At 67.6% G+C, this 19,239-nt stretch carries 1 protein-coding gene (running past one end of the window); it reads left to right on the forward strand.

The genetic code is table 11. From position 1 onward, the window contains the following. Nucleotides 1-19,239, forward strand: the 5' portion of a protein-coding gene (locus E6C48_RS07280) for an LEPR-XLL domain-containing protein (protein WP_168734472.1). The gene runs 16,458 nt beyond the window's last position; 19,239 of the gene's 35,697 nt are visible here — the first part of the coding sequence; the start codon lies at nucleotides 1-3; the stop codon falls past the right edge of the window.

The raw sequence follows: 19,239 nt of genomic DNA on the forward strand, positions 1-19,239 counted from the left end.
GTGTGGGCGCGGTTGCTCGGCTGGGGCAGGAAGCGCAAGGCGAGCCGGAAACCGCACTCCGCCACCAGTCATCTGCCCGGTCTCCGGCTCGAGCCGCTGGAGCCGCGGTTTCTGCTCTCGGCGGACATCATTCCCTTCCGGATCGACATGACGGGCGACGCCAGCGGCGCTCATTATTCTCTGAAGTACGACAATCTTATTCAGACGGTTCAGGTTTTCGACGACCGGACCGGTACGCTGATCGACAGCCGCAGCGCGCAGGACATCAATTTCATCCAGGTGGTCGGCACGGCCGCGAACGATCGGCTGACGGTGGACTTCGCCAAGGAGTTCCTGCAAGGGATCGAAATCGACTTCGAAGGCGGCGACGGCGACGATGTACTGGCGCTGTCGGGCGGCGACGTCACGGACGTCACCGTGACGATGACCGGCGACGGTGCCGGGGCCGTCACGGTCAACGGCGCGGCCGGGGCGCAGACGATCGGCTTCACCGGCGTCGGCACGGTCTCGGACACGAATGCGGCCGGCAACCGCATCTTCCGGGATGCGACAGGGCAGGGCCAGACGCTCAGGATCGGCGACAACGGCACGGTGGGAGACGGCGTCTCGAGCATCGACGCGATCGGCGCCGGCGGCGCGCTCACCTACAATTTCCTGCATCCGGGCGTCACGCTGACCGTCGATGCCGGCGCGGGTGACGACACCTTCGTCCATGGCGGCTTCGAGACGGCGCTCGCCGGCAAGATCCTGCTGAGCGGCGGCGCAGGCGGCGATGCGGTGACCGGTCCGCCCGCAAACACCACCTGGAGCATAACCGGACAGGATTCGGGCAGTGTTTCAGGGGTGTCCTTCGTTGAGGTCGAGAACCTTCGGGGTTCGGCCGACAACGAGGACACCTTTGTCGTTTCCGCGGGCGGCGCCATAAGCGGCGTCATCGACGGTGGCGCTGGCGGCTTCGACAGCCTGGCGCTGGAAGGTAATTCCGACACGGTTGTCTACAAGGCCTTTGACGCAAATTCCGGCACCATCACGCGCGATGGCAAGGTGCTGACATATGCCGGCCTGGAGCCGGTCGATCTCGGTAACGCGGCGAATGTGACCGTGGATCTCAGCGGCAATTCCGACGATGCCCTGGTAACGATGAACGGCTCGACCGTGACGGTTGCCTCGCAAAGCGTCGTCTCGACCTTCGAGCAGGCTACCTTCGCAATTCCGACCACTTCCGTCACGATCAGGCTTGGCAACGATCAGGGCCTGTTTCCGCTTCTCAACGAATATGTCGGCCAGACGGATGTAGCGCTTGGCCTCATCAATTTCATCCAGGGTGACGCGATCACCTTCCAGGGCACCATTGATCTCGGCGGCGCGAGCCTGACGGTCGACGGCGAGGACGGGCTCGACAACATCATCGTGGCCGGCTCCCTGACCGCGGGAGCGATCCATTTCAAGGCCGAGGAAATCAACGTAGACGCTGGAGCGTCTGTTTCCGGCACCTCCGTCAACTTCGAGGCCGCCGGCGAGGGCAACGGCCTGATTCCGACGGAACTCACCGAAGGCGTCTATCTGGCCGCGCCGCACGCCACCATAAACGTCAAGGGCGATGTGTCCGCAACGGCGGGCGACGTGGTGATGAGCGCGACCGCGACCTCCTCGCTCACGCCCAGCCAGGGCCAGATCGGAAGCATCGGCGGCGCTATCGTGCTTGGGCTGCCCAAGGCGACGATCACCTTCGGCGTTGCCGGCGATGGCGCATCCGGTGCCCATGTCTCGGCCACCGGCAAGATCGATCTCGGCACGGCGGTCAATGTCACCGTCGCGGCGGCCGATGCCGCGGATTCGAGCGACACCGAGGCCAAGGTGGACGCCGCGATCGCGGTGACGACGCTGATTTCCAAGTCCGAAATCGGCATCTACGGGATCAGCACGATCAATGCAGCCGGCGCGGTCAGCGCCGATGCCGCTTCGACTTTCGAGATTGAGAACGTCGCCGACGGAACGCAGGGCGGAGCTGGCGCGACCGTTGCCGCGACGGTGGTCGTCGCGGCCACTGGCGTGAAGCTCGGCGATGCCGCCTCGATCGGCGCCACCACCACACCGACTTCCGTCGCGCTCACCGCGACCACCACCAGCACCATCACGACCTCGGCGATCTCGACCAAGGGTGGTGGCGACGAGAGCGCCGGCGGCACCAACGAATCCGAGCAGCAACTCGCCAGCAACGATGCGAAGACGGCCGAGGGCTCCGTCAAATTTGCGGGCGCGGTCGCTGTGACGGTCTATAAGCCAGTCACGGAAATCTCCAGCAACACGTCAGGCTCGATCGCGAGTTCCGGCGACGTCACGCTGACGGCGACGACCTCCGACACGATCACGTCCAGCGCCGACGGGTCCAACACCGGCGAAGCCCAGGACCCGCCGCCTGCGGGCGGCACCGGCGTCGGTGTCGCCGTGGCGATCAGCTACATCACGCCCGAAACGCGGGTTTCGCTCGGCGGCACCGGCAGTTTCACCACCCCGAACGTGATCCTGACCGCGACCCTCGATGCCGGCAGCGTCTATAAGACCGAAGCCACGTCCGGCGTCGGCGACGGCGGCAAGACCGGCTTTGCCGGCTCGCTCGCCATCGGTATCGTCACCGCCACCACCGAGGCGCGGATCGAGAGCGGCGCGAACATCACCCTGAACGGCGCCAACCTGACGGTTTCGGCGCAGGCCTCCACCGCCATCGAGACCTCCGCCAAAGCCTCTGTCGACGGTGCGGGCAACTCGACCGGCATCGGCGCCTCCGTGGCGATCGGCGTCGGCGACAACGATACGCTCGCCCGCATTTCAGGCGCGGTCGCCGGTGCGGCCGACGTCACCGTTTCGGCGAAGGGGGAGCATGCGGTTATTTCCACGGCCGAAGGCGGCACGACGGGCGGCACGGCCGTCACTCCAGTCGTTGCGACCACGGTCGCGCTTAACGACACGAGCGCCGAGATTCTGGCCGGGCCGGCACTTACGGTTACCGGTGACCTGACCGTCACCGCCGAACAAGACAATGAGGCGGCCTCCATCGCCACCGGTGCGGCCAAGGGCACCAAAGCGGCGGTCGGCGCAAGCCTTGCGCTGACGATCGTGCAGGGCAGTTTGCTCGCCGATCTGGCGCGCAGCGTCACGGCGGGCGGGGCGGTGCTCGTCTCGGCGACCAGCCGGGCGGCGAGCCGTGCCGATTCCAAGGCCAGCGCCACCGGCGCCAAGCAGGAGGGCGACAACGGCAGCAGCACCACCCAGAGCCAGACCGACACCCAGGTCGCGGGCGCCAACAACGCCAGCGGTTCGAACGCAACGGCGCCGGGCACCAGCACGTCGTCCGGTCCGCTCAGCGTGGCGGCGGCCATCGGCATCAATATCGCGCAGGATACGTCCTCGCGTGCGGTCATCGGCGGCACCGTTGGCACGCCGATCACCGTTGCCGCAGAGGGTGGCGTCACCGTCAAGAGTCTCGCCAACCACGATGCCGCCGCAACCGCCGACGGCAAGTCGGTGACCACTTCGAACGCCACTGCCATCGGCGCGGCCGTCGCGGTCAACGCCTCGGACAGCCAGAACCATGCCCTGATCGAACATGCCGCCGTGACCGGCGACGGCGTCACTGTCGAGGCAGGGATGGCCGAACGCGAGATCGAGGCGCTTTCGACCATCGATCTCGATGCCGACACCATCTTCGTCGGCGAGCAGCCCGGTCTCGAGACTGGCGAGAAAGTCACCTATTCCAACGGTGGCGGCGGCAGCATCGGCGGACTGACCAGCGGTACTGAATATTACGTCATCAAGGGCGAGAAAGGTCTGATCCAACTCGCCGAAACCGCGCAGAAGGCCGACGACGGCGAGGCAATCGACCTGACCAGCCTCGGTTCCGGCAATTCACACAAGCTCCAGCGCACCGAGACCGCCGAAGACGATGACATCACCTTCGACCCCGATGCGGCGCGGTTTGCGTCTCCCGGCGTGGTGACCGGCGACGAGGTCGTCTATTCCAACGGTGGCGGCGGCAATACCGACATTGGCGGCCTGACCAACGGCACCACCTATTTCGCCATCGTCGACGGCGACGGAAACATCAAGCTCGCCGAAGATCGCGCCAAGGCCCTGAAGGGCGAGGCGATCGACATCACCTCGTCCGGCACCGGGGACGGCCATAAGCTGACCGAAACCAGCCATTCGGCCGACGCGACCGCGAAATCGGGCGCCAGCAAGGGCAAGATCGGCGTCGCGGGTTCGGTGGCGATCAACGTCGCCGAGGGCGAAACCAGCGCTATTTTCGGCGACGGCGCAGCCATCACCGCTCGGGACGGCGACGATGCCGATACGGATATTGGCGCATCGGCCGTCAAGGCCGCGACAACGGCCTATACGCTCACGCGGGCGTTTCCGGCGACCGCGGCGACGGGTGCGACCACCGGCGTCGGCCTCTCCTTTGCCGTCGGCTATGCCGGCTACGACACGCTGGCCGAAATCAACGGCTCGGCCACGGTAACGGCGAACGACCTTGAGGTCAGCGCCAGCGCCGGCCACGGTTTGATCACGCTGGCGACCGCCGGCGCGGGCGCTGGCCAGGGCGGCACCTCGGTCGGCGGCGCCATCGCGCTCGGAGTTTCCGACAACCACACCGATGCGCGGGTGCTGGCGGGTCTTGGGGCGCTCGAAATCGAGGGCGACCTGACGATCACGGCTGACAATGTGGTCAGCCAGACGACCGAAGCCAATGCCGAAGTGACCGGTTCTGGCGGTACGGGCGTCGGCGCGGCCATCGCGCTCGGCTGGACCGAGGACGATGTCGGCGCGCGGCTCGAGCGCAGCGTCTCGACAGGCACGGCGGTTGCCGACGACGTGAAGGTCGAAGCCAAGGGCACGATCACCTCGACGGTGCTCGCGACGGGCAGCGCCGAGGGCGAAAAGAACGCCAACAGCGGTGGCCAGACCGCGCAGAGCCAGACGGGCTCGCAGACCAGCTTCCTGAACGCCAGGACGAATTCCAGCCTGACCGAGCCGACCCCGCAGACCCAGGTGGCGAGCGCCAACCAGACATCGCAGAACCAGACGACGAATCCCGGCGGGCAGGGCAACGCCAACGCCAATCAGGCGGGCACGCAGACATCCGGCGGCGTGCTGCGGATTGCGGCGTCGATCGGCGGCACGGTGATCGTGTCCAAGGTCGCGGCGGAGATCGCGGACGATGTGACGATCGATGCCAGCGGCGACCTGTCGGTCAAAGCGATCAGCGACGTCGATGCGCAGGCGGAGGCGGTGAGCATCGCCTTCACCAAGGGCTCGTCCGCATCCAACAATGTGAGCGCCGCGGTGGCGTTCAACGTCGCGCTGATGGACACCACGGCCCGGCTCGGCGACGGCACCACGACGGCAGGATCGGTGACCGTCGAGGCCGGCACCAGCGCCGGCGAGACGAACACGTTCAAGGCGTTGGCTCTTTCGGGAGCCGGCTCGCAGCAGAGCAGCGGCGGCGGCTCCACCCAGGGTGGCCTCGGCGGCGGCCAGGGAAGCGGCGGCGACAAATCGAGCCTCGGCATCGCCGGCGCGGTCGCCTTCAGCGTGCTCGGTTCGCCGGCAACTAGCGACCCGAACACGGTGAGCGCCAGCATCGCGGACGGTGCGACCGTCACCGCGCTGACGGGCGACGTCACGGTTACCGCGCGCCAGGATATCGGTATGCAGAACATCGCCGGCGGCGGCGCGCTGAGGATCGCCGGCGGCAATGGCGGCGGCGGTGGTTCCGACACGACGGTTGGCGCAGCGGTCACCATCGGCGTTCTCGATGTCGAGACGCTGGCCACGATCGGCAGCGACGCCACGGTTACGGCGGATGGCGGCAATATCGGCGTAAGCGCCGCGACCACGTTCAAGCCGCTCGAGATCGTCTCGCCATTCGTCAAGGCGGTGGACACGGGCGTCGACGTCACCAATCTGGCGATCGGCGCGGCCATCGGCACGGGCGGCGATGCAGGCGCGGGCTCGGCCGTCATCAACGTCTTCGACGTGACCACCCGGTCGAGCATAGGTTCCGGCGCGACGGTCACAGCCACGGCAGGCGACGTCTCGGTGACGGCGTCGAGCGACGTGAGCGTCATCGATTTCGCGGGCAGCATCGCGGTCACCATCGGCACTGGGCAAAAGAGCGGCAGCGGCGTCGGCATCGGCCTCGACGTCACAGTTCTCAATGAAACCACCGAGGCGCTGGTCGAGACGCGGAACGGTGCGGCGACCACGGTCGCCGCCGGCGGCAATGTCGTCGTCGACGCCACCTCGTCGGAGGACTTTTTCCAACTCACCGTCAATGCCGGGGCAGGCAACAGCACTTCGGGCGCCGGCGGGCTCAATGTGCTCGTCAACGATACCACGACACGGGCGCTGGTCGGACGCGACCCGGAGGATGCTGCGTCAACCACCGGTACAGCTGCGATCGATGCCGACGGTTCGGTCGTCGTCGCGGCAGACAGCAAGACGGTGATCGAAAGCTATGCAGGTACGCTCGGCCTCTCGCTGAGCGGATCGGCGGTCGGCGTTTCCATCGGTATCCTGGTCGATCTCGACCAGACCACAGCGACCGTGGGCGCAGGGTCCACGATCACCGCGCTCGGAGGCAAGACCGCCTCGGTGCACGACGGACTGTTCGACGCCGACGGCAATCAGGGCACGGAATCCGTCCGCGGCCTTGCCGTTACCGCGACCAGCTACGGCGACGTGTTCCTGCTGGCCATAGCGGCGTCCGGTTCGCTGGGCAGCGACAATAGCGGCCAGGGCGGCGGCTCGGGCGGCAGCAGCAGTTCCGGCGGTGGCGCCAAGGTGGGGATCGCGGCCTCGGTCGGCGTTGCGGTCCTGAAGGGCGAGACCAAGGCCACCATCGGCAATGGCGTCGCGGTCAATCCGGCCAACACCGGGGCCAACGCGGCGCAGGGAATCCTGCTGCGTGGCGCCGGCGAAACCAACCTGACCAACGTCACGGGCGGCCTGGCGATTACCCTCGGTGGCGGCGACGCCGGCATCACCGGCTCGGTCACCGTCAATGAGGTCGACAATTTCGTGTGGGCGAGCGCGCTCGGCGGCAACACGCTGAACGCGGCGGGGGGCGGAGTCCGTCTGGATTCCCACTCCAAGGTCGACATCGACGCGGTGACGATCGCGGTCGCGGGGGTGATCGGCACCAGTTCGTCCAGCTCCGGCAAGAAGAGTTCCGTCAACTTCTCCGGCGCCGGCGCGGTGACCGTGAACATGGTGGAGACGGAAGCGCGGGCCGATATCGGCGCGGGCAGCAGCGTCTCGACCACCGGCGACCTGACGCTTGACGCAGGCGACGATTCGGCGATCAGCGCGGATTCCGGCGGGGTCGCCATTACGATCTCGACTAACAACGGCACGACGGCGGGCTCAGTGGGTGCGTCGGTCGCGGTCAACGACATCACCCAGACGATTTCGGCGACGGCGACGGACACCTCCATCTCGGCCGCCAACGTGTCGGCCACGGCCGACAACAGTGCCGTCATCGATGCACTGACCATCGCGGGCTCGGCCGCGGCGTCGACGAGCGGCGGCAGCGCGTTCGGCGGCGCCGGTTCCGGCTCAGGCAACTATGTGAAGGCTGACACCGTAGCCGAAATTATCGGCGGCAGCGTGACAGCGACCGGCGACGTGACGCTCACGGCGACAAATTCCGCAAGTGTGACTGCCGATGCCGGCTCGGGCGCGCTGGCCGTGTCGCTGAAGGGCGGCAATCTCGGCGCCATCGCCGTTGGCGCGGCCGCTGCGGTCAACGAAATCACGGCGGTCACCAGCGCAGCCTTGCGTGGCGCCAGCATCACCCAGTCCGATAATGTTTCGCTGACCTCCGAGTTCACCGGAACGATCACCGCCACGACCTTCGCCGTTTCCGGCTCCGTGTCTTCCAACAGCGGTCCGCTGGCGCTTGCCGGCGCCGGATCCGGTTCGGGGAACTTCATCGCCGGCAAGACGGAAGCCGTCATCGGTACGCGTCTCGTCGACGGATCGACGGTTGCCGGCACGGTCACGACCGGCGGCAACGTCACGCTGATCGCGAAAGACACAAGCACGATCACCTCGACCGCCGGTTCCGGATCGGCGTCCATCACGGTCGGCGGCAGCGGTTCCAACGTCGGTGTCGGCCTCGGCCTTTCGATCACCGAAAACGACATCGCCATGCGCACGGCGGCGCAGATCCTGTCCATTGAGGTGACCGCCGGCGGCGGTCTGACGATCTCGGCCGAAAGCTCGGCAACGATCAAGGCCCTTGCCGTCGGAGCCTCGCTGACGGTTTCGTCCTCCTCCAGCGGCAGTTCGGTCAGCGCACAGGCGACGGGCGCGGTCGCGATCAACGACATCGATAACGACGCCATCGCGGAGGTCGCCGATCCCGACGGACTGACCCCCACCGTCAGCCTAGGTGGGCCGGTCAGCATCACGGCCCAGAACGGGTCGCTCACCAATGACGCCACCATCGAAGCGACGGCCATCGCCGCCAAGCTGAGCGTCTCGAACGCGTCCAGCGGGACATCGATCAACGGCTCGCTCGGCGCGGCCGTTGCGGTCAACAAGATCGGCCTCGGCGCCGAAACCATCATCCTTGGAGAGGACGACGCCTCCAATCCGGGCGCGGACGATCCCGAGGATATCGTGGTCGGCGATGCCGACGCGTCGAGCATCACCCGCGCCGCGATCTCGGGGGTCGATGTATCCTCCAGCGCCGGTGCGGCCACGCTCTCGGCTACGTCGCGGGCCGATATCGATGCCGTCACGGTGATGGCCGGCGTCTCCGTTTCGAATTCGTCGAGCGGCACGTCTGTCAACGTCTCGGTCGACGCCTCGGTGGCCGTGAACCTGACCGCCAGCACCGTCGAGGCCGTCATCGAAAATGGCGCCCTTACGGTTCCGGGCGCGGTGACGCTCACCGCGCGCGACGAATCCACGATCAAGGCGGACATCGTCTCCGCAACCATCAGCGCGACGATTTCGTCGGGCAACAGCCCGTCCGTCGGCGTCAATGTGACCGCGTCCGTCGCGGTGAACGAAATCAACAACACCACCCGCGCCGTGGTCGACAACGCCACCGTTTCCGGCGCCAGCTTCACGGCGGGGGCAAGCTCCACCGCCGAGATCGACGTGGTGGCGGTCGCAGCCTCGGTCTCCGTCTCCGTGGGCGGCAGCTTCACGCTCGGCGGGCAGGGCACCGGCGCGCTTGCCTTCAACACCATCGGCAACGTCATCGAGGCCGGCGCGATCAACGGTTCCGTCGTCACGACGACCGGTTCCGCCAATATTGCGGCCACCAACGCCGCGACGGTCGATGCGAAGGTGGTCGCGGCCTCGGCCAACATCGCCGCCTCCACGGGGTCCGGCGCCGCCGTCACCCTGGACGTGGTCCTGTCCATCGCGGACAACACCGTGACGACCGAAACATCGGCCCTCATCGACAACAGCAAGCTGACGGCGGGGGGCGATCTGTCGCTGATGGCCACGGCATCGGGCTCGGTGAACGTGATCGCCGTCGCGGCGAGCATTTCCGTCGCCGCATCGGGCAGCGGCGTCTCGGCCGGCCTGTCGGTCCTGGTCGCCCAGGCCACGAGCACGGTCGCCGGCTCCGTCGAAGCCGTGATCCGCGACAGTCTCGACAATGTCCTTCCGTCGCTCGACAAGGGCGTCTCGGCGAACAACGTGACCATCAAGGCCTCGAACCTGACCGTCGTCGATGCCCTGAACATCTCCGCGTCCATCAGCATCTCCGCGAGCGGCGGCAGCTTCACCATGACCGCGAGCGCGGCGACCGCCATTGCGCGCAACGACGTGAGCACCGACGTCACGGGCGGCATCGTTCGCGGCGATCTGACGGCTGGCGGTTTCGTCGATATCGACGCGGTTTCCGGCACCAGCATCATCGTCAAGACCATCGCCGCAAGCGTGGCCGTGGCGGCCGGCAGCGGCACCTCCTTCTCCTTCACCGGAGCGGGCGCCAGCGCCAAAAACATCTATAGCGGTGTGGTCCAGGCCCTGGCCGAGGATTCGTCGATCGATGCCGCGGGCATCGTCAGCATCGACGCCGTCGAACAGGACGGCACCGGCAGCTACCTGGCGACACGCGTGACCGAGGAGATCGTCGACGTCGACGCGAACACGATCTTCGTGGGCGACGCCTCGGGCTTCGAGGTGGGCGACAGGGTGGTCTATTCCAACGGCAACGCCGACCCGCGCAAGGGCACGAATATCGGCGGGCTGGTAGATACCGTCACGGTCACCGACGACAACGGCACGCCGTCGCTGCTTGAGGACGACGACATCGAGGATACGGCCGACATTTACTGGGTCGTCTCCAAGGTCGACGGGAAGATCCAGCTTTCCGCGACCAATGGCGGCCCGGTGATCGACCTGACGACGAACAGCCACGGCGGCGCGCAGACGCTGTCGGCCTATGAATCCGGCGAGGCCAAGACCGGCACCGCCGTGCGGATCGGCGACCCGGGCGGCGAAGGCCGCCAGTTCGCCATCGTCGACACCGGCGACGACAGCATCTATGTGGGCGACGCCGCAGGACTGACGACCGGCGACCAGGTCGTCTACTCAAGCAGTGACCGGCCGGCCATCGGCGGCCTGCAGGACGGCGAAACCTATTTCGTCATCGCTGCCGAGGACGGGCGCATCCGTCTTGCGGCGACGCTTTCCGACGCCAGTAACGGCGATGCCATCGATCTCACGAGCGCCGGCCTCGACGGCGGTCATACGCTGACGAAAGGCGCGCAGCTCATCGATCTGTTTGCGCCGCTCGAGGTTTCCGGGACCAAGATGCAGGCGACCGTGGTCGCGGCCTCGGTGGGCGTCGCGGCAGGCAGCGGCGGCGCCTCGGCGGCCGTGACCGTCTCGGTGACCGAAGCCATGAACGAGAGCACCGGCGTGACGGAAGCGCTGATCACCGGTTCGCATGTGAGCGGCTCCAACGTTTCGGTGTCGGCGGACGCGTCGGGCGAGATCTCGGTCGTGGGCGTCGCGGCGAGCATCTCGGCGGGCGTCTCGTCGAGCGTCGCGGTGAGCGTCACCGTGAGCGCGGTGGTCATCGACAACGCCATGAACAACACCGTCTCGGCCCATTTGCTTGGCGGCGACATCACCAGTGGCACGGGCGTCTCGGTGACCGCCGAAGACAGTTCCGGTATCGACGCGGTGGGCGTTGCCGCTTCGGTCGCGATTTCGGTCGGGTCTTCGGCTTCGATCGCCGCGGGCGCGGCGATCTCGATCGTGGACAACGAGGTCAACACCGACCTTAAGGCGATCCTGGACTCGGAGTCCGTCGCTGCCGGCGGTCCCGTCCTGGTGACGGCGACCAACGAGACCGAGATCAACTCGGTCGCGGTCGCGGCGGCGGTAAGCGTTGCGGGCGGCGGCAACGTCGCGGTGGGCGCCGCCGGTTCGGGCGTCGAAGTCACGACCACGATGGGCAATTCCGTCTCGGCGATCCTGGGCGCCGGCACTGTCACCGACCTCGGCACCGTGACGGTGACCGCGAGCGACCGGGCCGACATCGACACCGTGGGCGTCGCAGCCTCCGTCAGCGCGGCTGTCGGGTCGAGCGCGGGCGTCGCGCTCGGCATCTCGGTGGTCAAATCCACCCTCGACATGACGACGGCCGTGCTTGCATCGATCCTGGCGGCGAACCTGGCGTCGCCGGGCACGGTCGCGGTGACGGCGCGCAGCGATACCGAGATCGATACCGTGGTGGTCGCGGCCTCGATCAGCATCGGCGGCGGCTCGACGGTGGGCGTGGCGGCGGCGGGCTCGGTGGTCCTGGCCGACGCGACCGTGGGCGGCACCACCGCGGCGAGCATCACCGGCTCGACGATCACGGATGGCGGCATCGTGCGGGTCAACGCCTATGGCACCATGGATGTCTCCACGGTCGCGGTGGCGGCGGCGATCGCCGGTTCCTTCGGCGGCACCGGAGGCGTGTCGGTCGCGGTCTCCGTCGTCACGGCGGATGTCTCGGTCGAGAACGCGGTCAGCGCGAGCATCGCAAATTCGACGATAACCACAGGCGACCTCGTTGAAGTGAAGGCGCAGAGCGTCGAGGGCGCCGACCGGCTGAACGTCGACACGATCGGCGTCGCAGCCTCGATTTCGGTTGCCGTGGGCGGCACCTTCGCGGTGGGCGGCGCGGGCGCGGGCGTGAATGCCACGGCCTCGCTCACCAACCAGACCACGGCGGAGATCGACGGTGGCACGATCACTGCCGACCGGGTGACGGTGACGGCTCTCGACCGGGCGGACCTGGAGACGGTCACGGTTGCGGTTGCAGCCTCGATCGCGGCCTCTGGCACGGCTTCCGTGGGCCTTTCCGGCGCGGCGGCGCTGGCGGATATCGATTACGATTCGGCGACGCGGGCGAAGATCAGCGGCGCGACGGTCACCCAGACCGGCAATCTCGACACGCTCGTGACCGCGACGTCGGACGGCGACGTCGTGACCACGTCGGTCGCGGCGGCTGTATCGATCGCGCTTTCCGGAACGGCGGCGGTGACCGCCTCGGTGGGCGTGGCGACGGCGAGCACCTATGTCGGGACCACCACCGAAGCGCTGATCCTGGGCGGCAGCACGGTGAAAACGCCCGGCAACCTGATCGTCGCGGCGAACGATACGTCCGTCACCGACACCTTCGTTCTGAGCGCCGCACTTGCCGTTTCCGGATCGGCATATGCCTCGCTGAGCCTCTCGGTGGCGCTTACCTTCGCCGACAACACCTATGACGGCACCGTGCGTGCTAAGATCGACGACAGCACGATCGATGTCGAGGGCGACCTGTCTGTCCTGGCCACGTCGAGCGCCAATATCGAAGTCGACGGGATTGGTGTGTCCGTTTCGATCTCGGCTTCGGCTGGAGGCTCGATCGCCGGCGCGGCCGGCGCGGCGGTCACCTCCAACACGGTGACGAGCGTCGTCGAAGCGGCGATCACCAATGCCGACACGGCCTCGGGCCAATCGGTCACGGCCGACAACGTTACGGTGGACGCGACCGAATCGCTTACCGTCGATGCCGACGCGCTTGCCGCGTCGGTGGCGGTTGCTGCCGGCATCGGCGGCGGCTCGCTCTCCATTTCGGCCGCCCTTGCGGAGAACACCAGTAAGAGCACCGTGCGCGCCGTGATCTCGAACAGCAAGGTGACGGCCGAGACCGGCTCCGTCCTGGTCGACGCGGACACGAAGACGACGCTGACCACCAAGCCCACGGCCGTATCGGTCGCGGTCACGGCGGCGATCGGCATCGCCGCCGCCGGCGCCGGCGCGGTGGCGCGCAACACCTCCGCCTCGACCGTCACCGCCAAGATCGACGAGGACTCGACCGCCACGGCCGACGGGGCGCTGACCGTCAGGGCGACCGACACTTCGGACGCCCATGCCGAACTGCTGTCGCTCGCCATTTCCGGCGGCCTCCTCGGCCTCTCGATCGGCGTCGGCATCGCCCAGAACGACATTCACAATGCGGTGCTTGCGTCGGTGCTGGACAGCAGCGCGATCGCGGGCGGGGCGAACGACCTCTCGATCATCGCCAGCGCGACCCAGGACGTCGAGGCAAAGGCCGACGTCGTCTCCATTTCGATCTCCCTTGGCGGCGCCGGGGCCGGCGCGGTCACCCGCACCAACCTCGACAGCAATGTCGAGGCCTATGCCCGCAACGCCAACCTGACGGCCAGCGGCAACAAGGTCGTGATCGATGCCCACAGCACGCATACGGCGCGCGCGAACTCCCTCGGCACGGCGGCCGCAGGCGGTGTCGGCGCCTCGGTGGTCATAGCCGAGGCCAGCATCGGCGGCGCGACGCGCGCCTATGCCGATGGCGCGACCTCGATCAACGCCACCGCCATGGACGTGCTTGCCAAGTCGACCACCAAGGCGCTGCCCGACGGCGTCTCGGTCGCGCTGGCCTTCGGCGGCGCAGGCAATGCCGTGATCATGAGCGGTTCCGTCGACCGGGTGACGGAGGCCTATGTCGGCGACCGCGCGCAGCAGCAGCGCGACAGGGTCGAGCCGGTGTCGAACTCGATCTATATCGGAAACACGGGTTTCCAGACCGGCGACCTCGTCACCTACAATTCGGGCGGCGGTGACGACATCGGTGGCCTCGAGAGCGGCAAGACCTACCTTGTCATCAATGACGGCGACGGCACGATCCGCCTCGCCGAATATGTGGAGGATGAGGACACAGGCGACGCCATCTACCAGCACGATGTCTTCCTGCAGTCGCAGGGCACCGGCGCAAACCACAGCCTGACGCGGGTGAACGGCGCGCCGCTGGTCTTCAACTTCAATCCAAAGGGCAAGGTCGATCTCGCCAACGCCAATCCGGCCACGGATGCGACGACGATCACGCTGACCGGCGGCGAACTGACGATCAAGGCCCAGTCCGATCATACGGCCACTGCGACGCCGACGAGTTTCGGCTTCGCGGCCGGCCTGTCGGTCAGCGTCGCGCTGACCGATGCGACCATCGCGGCCCAGACGCTGGCTTATGTGGGCGAGCGCGCCACGGTGAACGCCGGCGATCTCGACATCGACGCGATCTCGGACGAGACGGTGAACTCCGTCAACACCACAGTTGCGCTCGGTGGCGGCGTTTCGGTCAATGTCTCTATGGCCACGGCCACGATCGACAGCCAGACCGAGGCCTTTGTCGGCGCCCGCGCCGGGCACGCGCCGTCACCGGGCGGCGCCGTCAACATCACGCTCCACGATACCGACACATCCGCCGGCATCGCCGATATTTTCGCCCAGGGCGACAGCAGCGCGACGGCGAAGGCCGACGGCGGCACAGGCTCCTTCGGCATCGCCGCCACGGTCTTCATGCCGACGGCGGAAAACAGCGCGGCGATCTTCGCCTATGTCGGCGAAGGCACGACGCTGACCGCGGACGATCTGACGGTGAAGGCCGCGACCGGACCGGCCGGGCCGATGAAGGCCTACGCCGACAGCGTCGCCGGGACGATCTCCGGCATCGCCTCGATCAATGCGCTGATCGCACCGTCGCGCGTCACCGGCCAGGTCGAAGCCTTCGTCGGCGCACAGGAGGCGAATGTCTCCTCGAGCACCGCGAGCCCGGTTCTGATCATCGCCGGCACCGACGCCGGCGACGGCGATGTCGATGTGATCGCGGACGCCTCGATGCAGGCGGATGCTGAAATCCACGGGGTTTCCGGCTCCTTCGGCCTCGACATCTCCTATGTCCGGCCGACGGCGGAAATCGCGGGCGCGACGCGAGCCTATGTCCGTGACGGCGTCGACATAAGCGCCGAGCGGTTGAAGGTGCAGGCGGGCTCTTCGAATTCCGACCGCATCGACTACACCGCCAACGCGACGACCTTCACCGCCGGCTTCTCCGGCGTCGCGGGCATCAGCCTCGGCGATGCGGAGGCGATTGCCGGCGGCACCGTCGAGGCCTTTGTCGGCGCACCGGTCGGCCGTGCGGTAGGTGGCTCGGATGACGGTGTGATCGACATCGACGAGCCGGTCACGATCAACGCCTGGTCGGACCTCAACGCCAACGCTCTCCTTTCCAAGCTCAATGCGTCCTTGTCCGTCACCGTGAACGATCTGACGACCAACGCCAGGGTCTCGGGCATGACCCGGGCGTTCTTCGGGCAGGGCGGCGACCTTCTGGCGCCGGGTCTCACCATTATGGCCGATGGCGACTACGACGCGGTCGGCGAGACTAACGTGGTCAGCATCGCCGGCATCGTCGGCGTGTCGGACCTGACCGCGAACGCCACCGTCTCGGGCACCGTCGACGCCCATGCGGGTGCTGGCGCAAAGACCACGCCGTCGGACGATATCGGCAAGATCGACCTGGGCGGCGGCACGCTTTCGATCACCGCCAACGGCAACATGCTGGCGAAGCCCGATCTGCTCGACGTCGGCATCTCGGGCCTCGCCGATGTCGGCATCGTTGGGATGAACGCGACCGTCAATGGCGCCGTGCGCGGCTATATCGGCGAGGGCATGGATGTCGATGCCGGCAACGTCAACGTCACCGCGACCGCGCCGCAGATGGAGGCGAAGTCCGACCTGTTCTCGTTCAGCCTGGCGGGTGCGGCGTCGGTCAGCAGCGTCACGTCGTCCGCCACGTCGAGCGGCGTGGTCGAAGCCTATATCGGCGCCAACGCGGCCGATGCCGCGCATAATGTGACGACGGATGTCGACGTCGGCACGACGGGCACGATCAACGTCTTCACCGACGCTTTCATGAAAGCCGACGCGAATGTCGACGGCGGCGGGTTCGGAGGGCTCCTCGAACTCTCGCTCTACGAAGTCACGGCGACCGTTTCGGGCCGCGTGTCGTCCTATGTGCGCGACGGCGTCGATCTCGACGCCGGGACCCTCAACGTGAAGGCGGGCGTCGACGGAAGCGACCGCGTGACGATGCTCGCGACCGCGCACTCGACCGCCGGCAATGTGAGCCTGGGCGCCGCGGTGCAGGACATCGCCCCGACGGCAAATGTGACGGGAATCGTCGAGGCCTTCATCGGCGCTCCGGCGGAAATCGACGCCGGCGGCTCGGCTGACGCCAATATCACCGTCTCCAATTCGCCGCTCAACGTGCTGGCCTATTCCGACATCGACGCCACCGCGAGCGTGGAGGGCGGCAGCGGCTCGCTCGCCGTCTCGGTCAACGCCTACAGGCCGACCGCGAATGCGGGCGGCACGACGCGCGCCTTTGCCGGCGACGGCACGAAAGTGTCCGCCGGCACGCTCAAGCTCTTCGCCGACGGCGACGCGCGGGCCGATGCCGACCTGTTCTCGCTCACGCTTTCGGGCGTGGCCTCGGTGAGTGTGCTGAGGCCGGAGGCGAACGTCACCAACAATGTCGAAGCCTATATCGGACGAAACCTCGACGAGGCGACGGGCGACGGCGCCGAGATCACGCTCTCGGGCGCGGCGGATGTCGACGCTATCGGGCGCAGCATCGCCGAGGCGACCGGAACTGGCGTCGCGGTGGCCCTTGCCGTCGGCGTAAGCGACGTGAACGCGCTGGCGACGCTGGCCGGCAAGACGCGGGCCTATATCGGCAAGAACACCACGCTTGGCGCGACCACGGTGGACCTGCGGGCCGAGGAAGCCTCGGCCAAGGCCAGGGCTTACATCGAATCTGGCTCGGGCGGGCTGATCGCGGCCGTGACCTCCCTCGAACCCGTCGCGGTCGGAAGCCGCGAAACCGGCGCGCTGGTCGGCGATGGAGCCCATGTGACCCTGAGCGGCAGCTTCACAGCCACCGCGCGCACCGAAACCGGCCAGCCGCTGGCCGACGCTTCGGTTTCCGGCGGCTCGGGCTCGGGCGGGGTGGCGGTCAACGTGCTGAAGGCGACCGCTGTCGTGGGCGACGGGGACGTGAACGGCGACGGGATCAACGACGATCCCGACATCGTCGGCTTCACCCTGTCGCCTTCCTCGACCCGCGCGGCGATCGGCAATGACGCCAGCATCTCGGCCACGTCCATCACGCTCGACGCGAAGGCCAACACCGACGCCGCCGCCAACGTGACCGCGGGCAGCGGAGCGGGAATCGCGGCCGGCAACGTAACCACCATCAACGCCAATTCGGGCCACGACACCGTGGCCAGCATCGGCGACCGGTCCACCGTGACGGCGACGAACGGCGCTGTGACGCTGCTGGCCAACGGCACCACGACGGCCAGCCCGTCGTCCGACACGGGCGGCGGTGCGCTCGGCATCAACTTCAACGTCGCGACGCTGAAGACCGTGGTGTCTTCCAACACCACGGCGGCCATCGGTGGCGGCGGCACGTTGACCGCGCAGAGCCTGCGGCTCGACGCCCAGGCCAGCCATACCGCGACCGGCGTCGCCACTTCGGGCGGCGGCGCGGGTATCGCCGATATCGCCAGCCTCGACAGCCGCGCCGAAGACCATGGCTCGGCCAACGTCGCCATCGGCAAGGCGGGCGATGCGACGGGTGCGACCATCACCACCTCCGGAGCGGCGGGCATCGACGCCGACGCCAGGCTGACGTCGAACGTGCGCTCGGCGGCCAGCGGCGTGGGCTTCGCCCTGATCGCGGGCGTCCAGTCCGTCAAGACGACGGCGCTGAACGAGAGCGCGGCGACCGGCTATATCGGTGACAATGTCCACATCACTGTCAATGGCGGCGGCGACTTCGACCTCAAGGCCGATCTCGACGGCTATGCCGTCGGCAAGGCTTCCTCGGTGGGCGGCGCCGCGGTGGAGGTCAAGGACTCCACCACCGATGTCGACTTCAAGGCGAAGACCGCAATAAGCAATGGCAGCGGCGGCAGCATCTTCGCCGACGGCAACGTCAATATCGCGGGCGAACTCAACTTCGACGAAACCGCCGGGCCTGGCGGCAAGTTCCGCACCACGGCTCAGGGCTATGGCGCCATCGGCGATGCCGACAATGCCGGCGGCGGCTTGGCGTCGGTGCAAGGCGGCACCGTGGACGTCGACGCCAACTCGACGCTGAACGTGTCGATCGGCAACGGCCTGTCGCTCACTTCGGACGGCGGCGACATCAACATTTCGGGCAGGCATTCCAATCAGGCCTATGGCACGCTCCAGAACGCGGGTGGCGGCCTGGTGGCGGTTTCCACCGGAACGGTGACGGCCGATGCCACGGGTTCGACCACGGTCGGGTTCACCGGCGATGTCGATCGCGGCGTGGCCAACAGCGCGAACAATCTGAACGTGCTCGCCGAAACTGCCTCGATCTCGAATACGAACATGAGCGCCTCCAGCGGCGGCGCGATCAACGTGCAGGCGGATTCCGGATCGATCACGGCGACGACGAACACCACCCAGACAGTGAATTTCGCCGGCGACGGCAGCGTGATGCGCCTGGGCGGAAACATCCACGTCACCGCCAACCTCACCACCGACGCGGATTCTTCGACCCAGTCGGCAGGCGGCGGCATTGTCGCGGTCCAGACCCTCAATCCGACGGCGCATTCGACCGGCGCCGTGACTTTCAACGTCGGCAGCTCCGAGAACGTGACCGCCGGCAAGGAACTGAAACTCAGCGCCAGCCATGGCGGGGACGCGCAGCCGGTGTCCGACGGCACCATCCAGAGCGCGAACGGCAGCACGGAAACCATCGACTTCGGCCTGCCGCACCTTCTGGCGACGGGCGCGCAGGTTTCCTTCAACGGCGCGAACGGCAATGGGCTGACG

The sequence above is a fragment of the Ollibium composti genome (assembly GCF_004801285.1).
GTDB lineage: Bacteria > Pseudomonadota > Alphaproteobacteria > Rhizobiales > Rhizobiaceae > Mesorhizobium > Mesorhizobium composti.